This window comes from Arachidicoccus rhizosphaerae, assembly GCF_900107765.1.
GTDB lineage: Bacteria > Bacteroidota > Bacteroidia > Chitinophagales > Chitinophagaceae > Arachidicoccus > Arachidicoccus rhizosphaerae.
Genome location: NZ_FNQY01000007.1, coordinates 46,589 through 61,729, shown reverse-complemented (window position 1 = coordinate 61,729; position 15,141 = coordinate 46,589). Strand labels below are relative to the sequence as shown.

Below are 15,141 nucleotides of genomic sequence, written 5' to 3'. Positions count from 1 at the left end.
AGAATATCTTCATATACCAATCTTCTCAAATTACAAAAATCAAGTATTTTGGCGAAGTATACGTTTATATATCTCGCCAAAATTACATATTATTCTTAATTTTGGCGAGATATAGTACTTTATATTTCGCCAAAACCTCAATTTTAAGTCAATTTTGGCGAGATATAGCACTTTATAATCCGCCAAAACTTCAAATTTTTAGCGATTTTGGCGAGATATAGTTTTTAATGAATCATTTTCGCCGGATATATTACCTCAATCAAGGGTCGCATTAATGTAGCAAGTAAAGTTCTATTTCAAATGAATAGATTTGATTCTTCGTCACTTAAAAGGGAATCGGGAATAGGAAAGTGAATCTAATGCCTAATTTTATTGGTGTCACCGGTATTACCTATAAAACTAAAAAAGAGGCAAATCTGCCTCTTTTACAATCGTTTTTGTTACCCGACCAGGACTCGAACCTAGACAAACAGAACCAGAATCTGTGGTACTACCATTATACTATCGGGCAATTCAGGAGGGCAAAATTAAGATCTTTTGGTAAAAAATCACAATCAAACCTCAAAAAAATTTCTAAAATTGAAACCTCACAAACCGTGTCCCCTTTTTCATTGCAAAACTCGTATCTCAACTCTCTAATAATCAACATGTAAAACAAATTCATTTTAGAAAACCTATTCTTTCAACCTTTACACATACCCACACAAAAACGAGCAGGATTCTTTATGTAAGGTATATCCTGCCCGCTTTTAGGACACATTTGTTATTGATGATAAAATTACTTCGCAGGAGTAATGGTTATATTTCTGAACATGATAGGCCCATGGTCACCCTGAAAATAAATAGGACCGGGTTCTCCTTCCTGGCTGTCCAGGGCACCGCCGGTAATACCCGGAATCTCCCGGTTGCAGATCACTGTTTTACCATTGGCTACCACCGTCACCATGCGCCCAACTAACGTGATGTCATAGCTCTGCCACTGATCCGGACCTTTGGTAGGCATTTCACTGGGTGGCAGAAAACCGTATACACCGGCAAATAAATGACTATTGGGTTCATCTGTTGGCGGATTATCTATGATCTGAACCTCATATCGGCCTCTTAAGTAAACACCGCTATTACTGCCTTTCGTGTATTTAAATTCCACGTGTAGTTTAAAGTCATTAAATTTCTGATCAGAGATCAGATTGGCGCCCGAATGCGGGCTGATCAGCGCTCCGTCTTTAACGATCCACTGATTCTTATTTCCGGATATATGCCAGCCATCCATATTTTTTCCATTAAATAAGGTTATTGTTTTACCCCACTGAACCTGTCCCTCTCTTTTCAAATCCGGTGCCCTGACACCGGTAAAATGATGCACGGCACCATTCGGTTCTTTAAAGGTTCCCTCCATATGATCTGCATACAATTTCCCTTTTACGACAAGGTCACTGCTGTCCTGCTCCCATTGGGGCGGAATATTAAAATCAAAATCACCTTGATTAAAATGCACTACAGAAACAGGGCGGGCACTTCCGCCAGCACCTACGAACCGACCAACAAGCGTCTTAACCCCTGAAACCTCCACTTCCAGCCAGCTGGCTCTGGTATGGCCCTGTTCTCCTACGCTCAGATCCCATCTGCCGGCTAAAGAAAACGGATGACTTGGGTCATTATCCGCAGGTTTTACCTGGGCATGTAACCCGGAACACCAAATAATACAAGCGGATACTAATGCGCTGAAAAAGAAAAGAGGATGTTTTTTCATAAAAAATTTTTTAAGCGTTGACAAAATGCAAAATAAAAGAAGGTAAAAGTCCTTATGGACTTCCGGGAAAATGCAAAGGCTGACTTCCTGATGCTTACACATTAAGAAAATGCTCATTAAAATTAAGGGAAATTTTATTCAAAGCCTACTTTCTTGCTGATTTTTAATTATAATCAATCCGGTTCAGGCGCTTTTTTAAAATGTGTTCCCTAATTTCTTTCAAAATTGTTTCTAAGACAGAAAACTTATTTATATATTTATATTTCGGAATTTATAATTAAATGTTTTTTTACTAAACAGTTGTTAACTGATATCAATTTCAGTGTAAGACACTATACATATTTAATTAATTATTAATTTTTAAACCTATGGCAGGCAATCCTCATTTTCAGGACATTAAAAATCTCTTGCATCACTTTTCCAAGGAAGGAAAAAAGGGATTACTTAAAGTCCGGATCATCCGTTTCGTTTTTGAATTAAAGGAGGTGTCAGTCGCTCAGATCTGTGATGCTTTTAACCTGAGTATCCCCAGTGTCACCAAACTGATTCAGGAGCTGACTGAAAGTGGCTGGATTGAACGAAAGGGTGAAGGAGAATCTAGGGGTGGCAGAAAGCCTGTTTTACTGGGACTGGTTTCGAGTCTGTTTTATGTACTTTGTATTGATATCTCCTTATATGAAACCAAAATAGCCTTATTTGACAACACCTTACAAATGGAAGCCAAAACCAGCTTTCCGTTCCAGGTGTCCAAGACCCGGGAAAATACCGATCTGATCAAACAAAAAGCGGATGAACTGTTAGCCGCCACGGGTATCCGCAATCAACAACTAATCGGGGTCAGTATCTGTATGCCGGGGTTAGTGAGCGAACAAAAAGGAGAAAGTCATTTTTATTTAAAAGATCCTAACAGCCATTTGAGTCTGGCTCATTATTTTGAGTCCATGTTCAGCCTGCCCACGATTATCCAAAATGATGTCAATGCTGCAGCGGAAGGAGAATTGCAGCGCGGCCGGGCAAAGGGTATTAAAGACGCCCTGGTGCTGATGATGGACTGGGGATTAGGGCTGGGCATCATTATGGACGGCAAAGTCAGAAAGGGGGCCGCCGGATTTTCCGGAGAGATCGGACATATGCCCTTTGATTACACAGGGGAACTCTGTTATTGCGGCAAGCAAGGCTGTCTGGAAACAGTGGCTTCCGGCAATGCACTGATCCGCCTGGCAAAAGAAGGCGTGCGTGCGGGTCAGCATTCTACCTTACTGGAACTCTGTAATGGAGAGATTGATCAGATCAACCCGGAAATGATTACCCTGGCTGCCAATAAAGGTGACTTGTTTGCGATTAAATTACTTTCCCAGGTAGGCAGCGCGCTTGGTAAAGGTATCTCTACCCTGATTCAAATTTTCAATCCTGCCTTAATTATACTGGAAGGCAAAATGGCAGCGGCAGAACAATATCTGACCCTTCCCATGCTGCAGTCCATTAATACTTATTGTATGACCCAGATCAGGGAACATACCAGCATAGCCGTTTCTGAACTCAAAGAAGAAGCAGGCCTGATAGGTTGCGCCGTGGAAGGCATCGAGCATTTTTTAATAGCCGAAAGAAATTAATATCTGCATACTACTGTACTAATATAAATCCCTGACACCACTTGGTGCCAGGGATTATACATTTCTAACTAAATATCGAAAAATTTTCAGGGGTTTACCACCTGGTGGCATATTCAAATATAAGTAAGATACTGTCCTGTTCCAGAGACTCCATCTGTACCTGATCCGTGTTCCAGAGCATCAGCCCGTCTCTGTCCTGTAACAGACGCCCCTCAATTTCAAAGGAGCCGCTGACAACATAAAACAGGGTTTTATTCGCATCCCTTTTATGGGGATAATAATTAAAATCTTCTCTGGCATTATAACGTCCCATACTGACCTTCTTAAAGGTCCCGGAAATAGAGGGATGCCCGATGGAATGGATTTCCATGAGCTTCTGGCGCATGCCTTCGGCCGTTGACAAATCAAAATAAACGAACTGTGTCATCTTGGAGAAGGTTGCCATGGACTCCGTTGACAGTACCAGGTAATTACTCAGTTCATCCCTTTGGGGATTGGTAATTTTAATGGCGTCCCCCGCGCTTAAATCCAGGATATAAAGCGTGCCGGGTTTAATAATATGAGGTTGCCCTTTATAATTGATATTCAGTCGTCCGCTGAGCGGAATCAGATAAGTCACTTGCGACTGCTTGGCCAGGTATTCTGTACTGTATTTGGCCGCCAGCGTTTCGTCATTAAAGTGGAGCAAAGGTTTGTTTAAGGCGGAGCTGTGTTCCGTAGGACCTTTAGAGAGTACCGGCAGGCTTCTGTAAAAAGAAGTCTGGGGGCCTTTTCTGAATGCTACAGGATAGAACTTACCGTTTGCAATTGTTAAAGGGAAAGACATACTATTCAAATTAAAAGTTAGGGTTTAGACTTACCTCTGATGGCGGATGTATCCTGCTTTTGCGATCAGTGTCTTTGAACAGACCATTATTAAAACACTTTCACGCTTTTGCTTCCAAATCATTCGCATCATTGTGCTATAAACGTACAAAGTCTTTTAAATCCCCATGGCAGAAATCGACAAATTAGAACCAAATATCGCCCAATGACCGCTTTTATAAGTTCGTTAAGAACTGTAAAAATGTTGCCATTTTATGAAAGTTTTAGCCTCGGTAAACCGAGACTAAAACTGTTATCAAACTCATTATGAAGTGGTTGCGATTTTCATGTATTATGCTTTAACGTGTAAGGTGATACTCAGCGCAAAGCCCTTAGCCAGCGTGCCGCTGACGACGGACATTTCCTGGGTGAACCCGTCACTGAACACATTATCTGCATTGTTATACGTATACCCACTCATGCCTTTTGTGTACCCATAATCTGAACCGTCCGTATTGACCGCCGTGGCCAGGCTATCCTGGAAAGCGATCTGGGTCACCAACAGGGAATTACCACTTTTGTCAAAGATATGGGCGTGAATATGCGTAGCCCTGCTCTGATACCAGCCTGGGAAAATAGAGGTAAACACCACCTGTCCATTGCTGTCTGTCAGTTGACGGCCGCGCAGCCAGTGCAGCTCCGTGTAATCCGTAGGCTGCATCTGAGAACCGCCATACTCTGAATAATCCCCGTTGACATCACAGTGCCAGATATCCACATAGACATTTTCCAGCGGGTTACAGCTGTTATTCACGTCCACTACCGTGATGGTGGAAACGAGAGTGGCTCCTACCCCGTCGCCCTTGCGCAGATCACTGCGCAGATAACTGGCCGGGTCATGCGTCGGGAACGGCCCCTCTGTTTCCGACGGGGTTACTTTACAATCCGTATCCGGTGTTACTTCCGTTGCAGATCCACTTCCACTGACACTGCCGCCACTCGTGTTATCGGGTTCCGTCACCGATCCGGTACTACAGGCCTGAATGAGTGGTGCCACCACCACAAAGCCCAATGCCGACAATGAATGTTTTAAAAATTCTTTTCTTTCCATGCTTCCCAAGGTTTTTTTAATAATGATTTTGATTAAAACTATCAATGGTTAACATTTTTTACAAGCCAAAATCGACCAAACGGGTAATAAAATCGCCTACCCAAAGGATTATGCAGATTCGCCGGATTTTGAAGACCGCATGCACATTGGCCCGGGTTCAGGGAATTCCAGAGAATATAAACAGTAAATTACCCTTGGTTTACAGTATCTTTATCATCATCCTTTATTTTCGATATCTTTTTTTAATGCATTAGCAGCAATTGGCAAAAAATGGCATCCACCGGAAAAATCAGTAAACGTTCTGCTCCGATAACAACAGGCAGGTATACGTCCACCTATCAAAGAGCTAAGGCCAAAGCCTATAGGTTGCATTGGCAGGACGCAGCCAGTCATGCAGAGATCCCCGTAAAAAACATCCTCAAAAAGCTGACTGCTGCACAAAAACGCCTGCCAGATACGGCCTTTGCTACCCTTCATAACAAGGAGTATTTGCAAAAAAAACCGGCTGATAACCAAGTGGGGGCTAAAAACAGCGACAAAACAGCACCGCTGCCTTTTAAATTAATATCTAAACGCAACCTAAGCCACCGGGGAGGTAAAAATAAACCTCCCTTTAGTCTGGTGCTTGCTTATCAGTTTGAGTTACCCAGGGCAAGGGGCACGATCATCCTAAGGGCTTTTTATTATCCGCGTATCCATACCTTTATGCTGAAGTTTTATAATAAAAACTTCAAGAGCCTGAATAAATATGCGGTCAGAACCCATAAAGGGGGGTTCCCAGAAATACTCAGGACTTGTTTTGCGATTTTAAAAGAGCTGACCGGGCAGTTTCCGGAGGCGAGTTTCGGGTTTATGGGAGAAAGGAGCTTTTTTAAAGACAAGGCCCGGCAAAATACCTTGCTGGAACCCATGGAGGGCAATCAGCGTTTCAGGATCTACCGTTTATTTCTGCAGGCCCCGCAAAGGGCTGAATGGCTGCATCAGTATTTTATCCCTTTTGAGGTACCGGCACTCAGCACCTGTCTGTTATTGTCCCACAGGGGCAGATCTGATCAAAAAACTTGGCTGAGCCTGCAGCAGATGCTGCGTTTTATGGCCACTGCCTATCCGCAATTAAATTATGCGGCCCTTTAGATATTCCGGTAATTTACCCTACGGGATCCATCCGTGTCATGACCGGTTTACCGCTACTAAAGGCTGAACCAAACGTTAATAATTTCAGGCATGCTAAAAGCCTGCTTATTTTTAGGAGCTTTTCAAAACCAAGTACAATTCAGATGGATACAAACAAACAAATCAAAAGCTATAAGGGAAAATGGAGCCGTACCATTGTCAGCACATGGCTGTGGCTGGGGGCTGTCAGCCTGCCAGGGTTCTTACATGCGCAGCACGCATCCGATAACCTGCAGTATCTCAAATCAGAAATAGGCGGTGTTGGCAGGCTGCTTGTTCCCACAAGACCCACCATCCAGCAACCCTATCAGATGATCCGTATGACCCCGGACCGGGATGATTATCTGGATGACCAGATCCGAAGTTTCCCTTTGCAACTGGTATCCCACAGACTGGGTCAGGTTTTTCCCATCCTGCCTAATGCAGATCAAAAAGTGACTAGGGATAGCTGGCAGCAAAAGCTGGCCTATGACCAGGACCTGGAAATCAGAAACCCCTGGCATTATCATAACTATTTTGCCGACCCGGAGATAGAAATGGATTTTGTTCCCGGCAAAAAAACCGGCATTTTCAGTTTTGCATTTCCTAAAAGCAGCCCCAGACAAGTATTGTTCGGATCCTATAATCATATGGATGACCAGTGGCATTTTAATCCAGACGGCTCTTTAGAAGGCATGCAGTATTTCCCGGCAGAAGCCGGCATGCAGTCGGTCAAAGTCTATATGTACGGACGCTTTAACGCCGACCCGGCTTACTTCAAACCGGACGGCACCGCCATTGCCAGGGGCAGCGACATCCAGGCAAAGGGCACCAGGTTTTATGCCAGCTTCACCCGGGACGCCGCACCGGTTGAATTCAGATACGCCATCTCCTATATCAGTATTGAGCAGGCTAAAGAAAACTTTGCACTTGAACTGCAGCAAAACCCGAGCCTGGAAGCCTTTGCCCGGACAGCCAGGGCACCCTGGGAAAAGGTACTAGGTCAGATTCAGGTGGAAGGCGGCACCGTAGAACAAAAAGAAAGTTTCTATACGGCACTTTACAGATGTTATGAGCGCATGGTCAATATCTCCGAGAACGGTAAATACTACAGCGGTTATGACCATCAGGTGCACACGGACAAAAGAGATTTCTATGTAGACGACTGGGCCTGGGATACCTATCTGGCCCTGCATCCTCTCAGAACCATCCTGCAGCCACAGATAGAGCAGGATATGCTGCAGTCTTACGTCAGGATGTACCAGCAAAGTGGCTGGATGCCCACTTTCCCGGTACTCTATGGCGACCATGCCTGCATGAACGGATTTCATAGCTCCGTTTCCATACTGGACGCCTACAACAAAGGCCTGAGAGATTTTGACGTAAACGCCGCCTATGAGGGCATGCGCAAAAATTCAGCGAGCGCCACGATACTGCCCTGGAGAAACGGCCCGGCTACCGCGCTGGATAGTTTTTATTATAAGCACGGATATTTCCCGGCCTTACATCCGGGCGAGAAAGAGCCCTATGACTATGTCAATGGATTTGAGAAAAGGCAGGCCGTAGCAGTTACTTTAGGCACCAGTTATGACGATTGGGCGGTAGCCCAGATGGCTAAAAGCCTGGGTAAAACACAGGACTATACTCACTTTATGGCCCGCAGTAAAAATTATAAAAACCTTTGGAATGCCGATAAACAATTCTTTTTACCCAAGGACAGTGCCGGCAACTGGATTGACATCAATCCGGCCTTTGACGGCGGTCCCGGCGGCAGGGATTATTATGATGAAAATAATGGCTGGACCTATATGTGGCAGGTACAGCAGGATATACCGGATCTGATTCAGTTAATGGGTGGCAAGCAGGGCTTTGAAAACAGACTGGATGAACTCTTCAGAGCCAGCCTGGGCATGGAAAAGAAACTTTTCTGGGTCAAATTCACCGACGCGACCGGTCTGGTAGGTCAGTTCTCCATGGGTAATGAACCCAGCTTTTTTATCCCTTACCTCTATAACTTCACAGATGCACCCTGGAAAACCCAAAAAAGAATCCGGGTACTTTTGAGCACCTGGTTTAATAACGGCATATTTGGTATCCCGGGCGATGAAGATGGCGGCGGCATGTCTGCCTTCGTCGTGTTTTCTTCTATGGGATTTTATCCGGTGGTACCAGGCAAACCCATCTATACCATTGGCAGCCCTTTGTTTACCAAGAGCACCATTCACCTGCAAAACGGCAAGGATTTTACCGTGCTGGCACCCGGTGCCTCCAAACTGGGTAAATATATCCAGTCGGCTACTTTAAACGGCCGGCCGCTGAATACGCCTTTTATTACCCATAAGGATATCATGGAAGGCGGGACACTCAAACTGGTGATGGGTGACAGACCCAATAAAAGCTGGGGCGTCAGTAAGTAAAGTTCGACCGGCAGACAGTATCATCATAAAAAGAGGGCGCAAGCTTCGGGAGAATAATAAACTCCGGAAGCTTGCGCCCTCTTTTCAATAGACCAGTAAACGGGCCGGTTGATCCTTGCCCCTTATGCTTATTTAATGGTTATCCGCTCCCGGATCAAAAATAGCCACGCCCACCATGGAATCAGCGCAACCGTAATACAGATACCATTTATCTGCGTAGTAAACCATTCCTTCTAAAAATACGGTACCATCCTTATACTGGCCTGTACGTTCAAAAGGCTCCGTAGGTACAAAAAACGGTTTATCCAGTCTTCCGATTAGCTTAGCCGGATGATGGATATCAAATAAGGCCTGGCCGCCGCAATAAGCGCCGCCAGGATAATGCGTATCCCCTTTTTCTCCCTTTTCATTTTTTCCGTTATATAACAGTAGTATCCCTTTATCCGTTATGATAGCCGGCGGACCGCATTCTGTCAACTGGCTATCAAAATGTCCGTCCCTGGGAGCAAATAACCGGACGAGTTCCCCCTTATCATCTACCATCGGTGTCCAGTCAATCAGGTTATCAGAAGTGGCTAGATTGACAAACTGCTCTCCCCAATACATCAGGTAATGACCATCAACTTTCTGGATATACTGTTTACCGTTGTCAAGACCCGTAACGATGGAAGCGCTTTTGGTGGCCACGCGGGCGAACTTACCGTCAAATGCTTTGTTAAAGGCTTCCCCGTGCTTTTTCCAGTGAATCAGATCCCTGGAAGTCGCCACCGATAACCTGGGCAGTTTATGATCCCACTCCGTATACATCATTACATACAGACCGTCTTTTGTCACGGCTACTCTGGGATCCTCACAACCTCCGGGCCAGTCATGGGGCTTTCTGTTATCATTTGCAGGATATAATACCGGTGTTGACTTTTTCTGAAGATGGATGCCGTCCGTAGAGGTGGCATAGCCAATTCTGGAAGTATGTCCGCCTATTTTCAGCTCTCCCGACAAATCTTCCGCCCGGTATAACACCACGATTTTTCCGTCTTTAACGGTGGCTGCCGGATTAAAGGCAGCGCCGGATTCCCAGTGCACGTTTTTACCCGTCATCGGATCTTTAAAAGTGGCAGTGGCCTCCGGCTGTAACAAAGGACTGGCGGGGCTCGGTCTTAAAAAAGGTCCCATAGCCCAGTCGGGTAAGGCTGTCCTAGCGCCGTGAGCACTATCAAAAGTACAGGTCACCAGTACTGGAAAATGATCCGAGAAAAGCATAGCCCTTGACTTTTGCTGATGTACCTGTCCCGGAAAATTATCCGAGGCCGCCTTTTGTGCATTCGCCCCCGGCTGCAGCCTGTAGGTTTCTGTCAGCACGCCGTATCTGGCGGCAGTAAAGCCACTGCCCAAAAAGACATGGTCGATCCTGCTATTAGTAAAGGCATTGGGGTTAAAGGCATTAAAGGTACCGTTAAAGGCTATTTTTATTGGAGCGGTCTCAAAAGCGTCCTGCATGATGCCGTTATCATGCATCACTTTATAGCTGGCACTGTTTTGATCGACATTAAAATCACCGGTAAGTACAAAGGGCGCCGCGCCGGCGATCTTCCTTATTTGTTCGGTAATCAGTCGTGCGCTCTCTGATCTGGCCCTGGTGCCTACGTGATCAAAATGCGTATTAAAATAATAAAAGACCAGCCCTGTATTTTTATCCTTAAAGGCAGCCCAGGTGCAGATCCTCGGCAAGACCGCATCCCAGCCTTTATTAGGATGATCGATATCCGTGCCGGACAGCCAGAAGGTGCCGCTATTTTCAACGGTAAACTTATCTTTTTTGTAGAAGATGGCGGCATATTCTCCTTTCTGATCGCCATCATCTCTGCCCACACCCACATAATTATATTCCGGCATCCTGTCGGTTAAATCCGTGAGCATATGATGCAGACCTTCCTGTGTGCCGATACAATCATAATCAAAAAAACGAATAAGCGTCGCGACCTTATCCTTACGATTGGGCCAGGCATTGACTGAATCTCCCTTATTATCATAGCGCAGGTTAAAAGAGCCAAAAGTATAGCCTCCCGCATAACTCTGTGCAGCCCCCAGACAAATCCCTGCCAACAACAGCAAGAGATAATAAAAACGTTTCCGCATGCATTAAATTTTTAATTAAATAAAAAATACAGCAACAAATACTGTCTGGTTTTACAGTATTTGTCAGGTGTATAAAGCATTCGTATCAAAGATATTTTTTTGCGTCGGTATCAAAAACTTATTAAGATTCTGTTTTGTATTTGTGCATTTTGCAAAACACCTGCAAATAAAGGCAGGCCTGTTATGAACCGCATAATAAAAATTTATCATTTTTTCTGATTGCGATAACAGGTTTCCCGATATCGACACCCTTCGTAAGATAAATGGAGTTATTTCGCTGCGCAATTAAGCAAAGGAATCTCAACTGCAGTTTTAACAGCGTATCTGGCTTTACATCTTTACTGCGCCATTAGGTTTCCGCAAAACAAAAAATATTATTTAAATGACTTCTCAGACAAGTAAAAAACTACGTCATCCATCTGCCATGCAACTTCGTCCCGGTATTTCCTTATTATTTCTAAGTATATTTTGTCACTGGCAGTTAAGCGCCCAGACAAGCCGGCCTGAGGCTATGGATACTGCAGCACTGCAGCAGACACAGCCCCATCATACTTATACGGCTTTAAACAGCGGCCCCGCTACCCTGAAAAACCGACAAAACCCGGCAAACGCCACCAGGCCCGGCCCCGCAGCCACCGGTGTGCTGGACGGCTATGTGCTGACCAGTGATGACAGCCCTGTACCTGGTGTGACCGTCCAACTGGCGGAGACAAGAGTTGTGCGCATCACGGATAAAAACGGTTATTTTCAATTAAAAGCACCGGCCGGTAAATATAAAATGCTGGTCTCTTACACCGGTTCCAGAACCTTTGAAAGCTATGTACAGATTATAGCAGCAGATACGGTACACCTGGAGCCTATTCATCTTCAGGAAGATATACACAGCCTGTCTGAGGTCACCGTCAAAGGACGGCGCAACCGATACGGAAGCAAGAATTCCATTTATGTGATGCGGCTTCCTATCTCTGATATGGAAAATCCGCAAGTCTATACCTCCATCAGCGGCCAGCTGCTGCAGGAACAGAACCTAACGTCCTATCAGGATGCCTTTAAAAATATTTCCGGATCGGGCGTTCCTTCCACGGCCAATAATGGCCGTGTTACCATGAGCTCCAGAGGCTTTAAGGTCCGCAGCCAGATTGTGGATGGCGTATCAGGTTATACCATGACCGACATTGATCCCGCCAATATTGAAAGAATCGAAGTCATCAAAGGCCCTTCCAGCACCCTGTTTGGCGCAGGTGCAGGTGGCAGCACGACTTCCTTCGGCGGCGTGGTAAATATTGTCACCAAAACGCCCTATGACGGTGTAGGCGGCTCTGCCAGTTATACCGGTGGCAGCTATGGACTTAACCGCATTACTTTTGACGGCAATACGCCGCTCAACAGTGACCACACTGTTTTATTTAGGATGACAGGTGCCCATAATGACAACAAAAGCAATCAGGACGCCGGCTTTTTAAAAAGTACGTTTCTGGCACCCAGCCTGTATGTCCAGGTAAACAACAGAGTCTCCGTCAATGTCAATACCGAGTTTTTCCATAGAGATGCCACCAGCCCTTACTGGTTTACCCCATCCAAAAAAACGGTGTACAAAACAGCACCGGATCTGCCGATTAACTACAACCTCTCTTTCATCAACAATGATGTGTATTTTACGGCCAGCCAGTTTAATGTCAACGCACAAATTAAAACCCAGATCAGTAAACAGTGGCTCAGCCAGACCAGCTTTGCCCATACGACCAATGATGTAAACGGCCCTACCGTCTCTCTGACGGGTGTCACCGATTCCACCCTGTACCGCTCTATATCCGCGGGACTTAATAACTATCAGAGCTTCCAGATCCAGCAAAATTTTATCGGAGACTTTAAAATTGCAGATAAGCGCAACCGCATCGTGCTGGGGCTTAACTACCTGGACTTTAACAGCAGTTCCAATACCACTTCCATAAAGATGGATACCGCCAATTTTTTACATCCGGATAACTCTTATTATAATTTCAATATGGCAGCCGTTAATAACCGGCTGGCTGATGCCACCTATAAGAAAAACGCGGGCGATCAGAAATCCTATAGCGCCTATGTAAGCGATGTGTTCAGCTTGCGGGAGAACCTGAACCTGATGGCCAGTGTCAGAGTCGACCGTTTTGAAGACGGAGGCACGGCTAATGATTTAACCGGTAAGCTCTCCGGTAAATACGGGCAGACGGCCCTTTCTCCTAAATTTGGCGTGGTCTATCAGCCTGTCTTAAACAGAGTATCCTTATTTGCCAATTATCAGGACGGTTTTAATAATGTCGCAGGCACAGATTATGAAGGCAATAGCTTTAAACCGGAAAACGGCAAACAGTTTGAAGCAGGAACAAAGCTCAACCTGCTGCACGGTTTATTAACCGGAACGCTGAGTTATTATTATATCAAAGTTGAAAACACCTTAAGAGACGACCTTGAGCATGACGGCTTCTCTATACAAAACGGCACCCAGCAGAGTAAGGGATTTGAGGCAGAGCTGACCAGTAATCCTTTGCCCGGACTGGATATCTTTGCCGGCTATGCTTATAACGACAGTAAGTACCTAAAGGCAGATGACGGTCTTGTAGGAACCAGACCCGATGGAGCCGGTCCGAAAAACACGGCTAATCTCTGGGCGAGCTATAAAGTGTTAAGTGGCTGGGCCAAAGGGCTGGGTATAGGCTTTGGGGGTATCTATGGCACCCAGTTAGATAATCTGAAAGGTTTCACCGGCTTTGTCGTACCTGATTATCTGATCACCGATGGCAGCCTTTTTTATGAAAGATCCATTTACCGGCTGACTTTAAAAGTCAACAACCTGGGCAATGAAAGATACTGGAATAACCGCCTGCAATTGCAACAGATGCGTAATGTCTCTGCCAGCATCATGATTCACTTCTGATGCAAAGACTGAAGCGTTGTATAAATTTTAAAATAAAGAACCGGGAGTCAGCCTGAATATATTAAGGGCTGGCTCTTTTTTTTAAGGATGGTGAGATCTTCTTAGGCGCCTCCGGTTCCCTGCTGCGGCAACTCTTCAATGCCCGTCTGCCGACTGGCGGCCTTTTTCCCCCAGGCAGCAATACTGGTCAACAGCGGAATTAAAGTTCTGCCAAATTCCGTGAGACCATACTCTACTCTTAAAGGCGGTTTTTCAGCATATACCGTTCTAAGCACCAGACCGTCCTGCTCCAGTTCCTTTAGCTGCAGGCTGATGGTGCGCTCTGTCACCATAGGGAGTTCCTTTCGGAGCTGATTATATCGCTTGGGTTTCATCAGGTGCATTAAGATCACGGCTTTCCATTTGCCTCCAATGTATTTCATGGTGAGGCTGGTACTGCAGGGATATTCTTTGTTGTCTATACGATACATCGGTTACTATACATTTTGACGGTTATTGCAAATATAAGATGCTATACTTAATTTTGCAGCATTAAAAAGTATAGTAACCATAAAAATTAAATTATATGAGCTTTTTGGAACTGGCAAAAAACAGGTATACCACCAAAAAATATGATGCAGCTAAGAAAATTGACCCGTCCGTTATCGCTGAATTACAGGAAATTCTGCGATTAACGCCGTCTTCCATCAATAGTCAGCCCTGGAAATTCGTTTTCGTCGGCGAGTCTCAGCTGAAGGCCAGACTGGCGGCGGTTTCTTACTTTAACGAGGAAAAAATTAATCAGGCGAGCCACCTGGTTGTCTTCAGCGGCCTGGATAATGTGGAGCAGTTTGAACAGCAGATCCACCGGCATCTGCCTGAGGGCGCAGTAGCCTATTACAATCAGATGTTAAAACCTCTTGGAGATTCCAGCATTAAAGCCTGGCTCAACAACCAGGTTTATATCGCTTTAGGCTTCTTTTTATCAGCTGCCGCCCACCTGGGCCTTGACAGCACACCAATGGAAGGCATCCAGGCTGCTGCCTACAGGGAAATACTGGGATTACCACACCATCAGCCTTTATTTGCCGTGGCGCTCGGTTACCGGCATCCGGAGGATAAAAATCAGCCCGGCCTGGCGGTCAAATCCCGCATTCAGCCTGCTGACATCATCGATACTTATTAGTAGTCAGCGGTTCTATTCTAAAACCCGGGTTGTCCTATGCTGTAATACAGCAATGGCCACCCGGGTTTTTATGCATGTT

At 45.4% G+C, this 15,141-nt stretch carries 10 protein-coding genes and 1 tRNA gene; 5 read left to right on the top strand and 6 right to left on the bottom strand.

Annotation, left to right across the window (positions count from 1 at the left end; translation table 11 throughout):
• Positions 1–440: 440 nt before the first annotated feature.
• Positions 441–511 (bottom strand) — tRNA-Gln (locus tag BLU80_RS07545).
• 267 nt (positions 512–778) lie between these two features.
• On the bottom strand, positions 779–1,750 hold the full coding sequence (locus tag BLU80_RS07540) for a 3-keto-disaccharide hydrolase (RefSeq protein WP_091396016.1): 972 nt from the start codon (positions 1,748–1,750) through the stop codon (positions 779–781).
• 368 nt (positions 1,751–2,118) lie between these two features.
• On the opposite strand from BLU80_RS07540, the gene BLU80_RS07535 reads away from it, so the two are divergent.
• The gene (locus BLU80_RS07535) at positions 2,119–3,363 is read left to right on the top strand and encodes an ROK family transcriptional regulator (protein WP_091396013.1); all 1,245 of its coding nucleotides are present in this window, start codon (positions 2,119–2,121) and stop codon (positions 3,361–3,363) included.
• Between the two features lie 94 nt (positions 3,364–3,457).
• Here BLU80_RS07535 and BLU80_RS07530 read toward each other — a convergent pair whose 3' ends face one another.
• Both BLU80_RS07530 and BLU80_RS07525 read right to left on the bottom strand, forming a co-directional pair.
• Complete coding sequence (locus BLU80_RS07530) at positions 3,458–4,189, bottom strand: pirin family protein (RefSeq protein ID WP_091396010.1); 732 nt, start codon at positions 4,187–4,189, stop codon at positions 3,458–3,460.
• Positions 4,190–4,519: 330 nt separating this feature from the next.
• The gene (locus BLU80_RS07525; RefSeq protein WP_091396383.1) at positions 4,520–5,278 is read right to left on the bottom strand and encodes a dioxygenase family protein; all 759 of its coding nucleotides are present in this window, start codon (positions 5,276–5,278) and stop codon (positions 4,520–4,522) included.
• A gap of 270 nt (positions 5,279–5,548) precedes the next feature.
• Between BLU80_RS07525 and BLU80_RS07520 the strand changes: the two genes are divergently transcribed.
• Both BLU80_RS07520 and BLU80_RS07515 read left to right on the top strand, forming a co-directional pair.
• Entirely contained in the window at positions 5,549–6,412 is an 864-nt protein-coding gene (locus BLU80_RS07520; RefSeq protein ID WP_091396007.1) for a hypothetical protein, read from the top strand.
• A gap of 143 nt (positions 6,413–6,555) precedes the next feature.
• Positions 6,556–8,847 carry a GH92 family glycosyl hydrolase gene (locus tag BLU80_RS07515; RefSeq protein ID WP_091396002.1) on the top strand — a complete coding sequence of 764 codons (2,292 nt, stop codon included), beginning with the start codon at positions 6,556–6,558 and terminating at the stop codon, positions 8,845–8,847.
• A 132-nt stretch (positions 8,848–8,979) separates the two neighbouring features.
• Here the strand turns inward: BLU80_RS07515 and BLU80_RS07510 are convergent, their stop codons facing one another.
• Entirely contained in the window at positions 8,980–10,983 is a 2,004-nt protein-coding gene (locus tag BLU80_RS07510; RefSeq protein WP_091395999.1) for a glycoside hydrolase family 130 protein, read from the bottom strand.
• 382 nt (positions 10,984–11,365) lie between these two features.
• Between BLU80_RS07510 and BLU80_RS07505 the strand changes: the two genes are divergently transcribed.
• Positions 11,366–13,897: a TonB-dependent siderophore receptor gene (locus tag BLU80_RS07505; protein ID WP_091395994.1), complete on the top strand. Its 2,532-nt coding sequence runs from the start codon at positions 11,366–11,368 to the stop codon at positions 13,895–13,897.
• Positions 13,898–13,998: 101 nt separating this feature from the next.
• Here the strand turns inward: BLU80_RS07505 and BLU80_RS07500 are convergent, their stop codons facing one another.
• Positions 13,999–14,367 carry a winged helix-turn-helix transcriptional regulator gene (locus BLU80_RS07500; RefSeq protein ID WP_091395990.1) on the bottom strand — a complete coding sequence of 123 codons (369 nt, stop codon included), beginning with the start codon at positions 14,365–14,367 and terminating at the stop codon, positions 13,999–14,001.
• 95 nt (positions 14,368–14,462) lie between these two features.
• On the opposite strand from BLU80_RS07500, the gene BLU80_RS07495 reads away from it, so the two are divergent.
• Positions 14,463–15,062 carry an NAD(P)H-dependent oxidoreductase gene (locus BLU80_RS07495; protein ID WP_091395987.1) on the top strand — a complete coding sequence of 200 codons (600 nt, stop codon included), beginning with the start codon at positions 14,463–14,465 and terminating at the stop codon, positions 15,060–15,062.
• Positions 15,063–15,141: the final 79 nt, after the last annotated feature.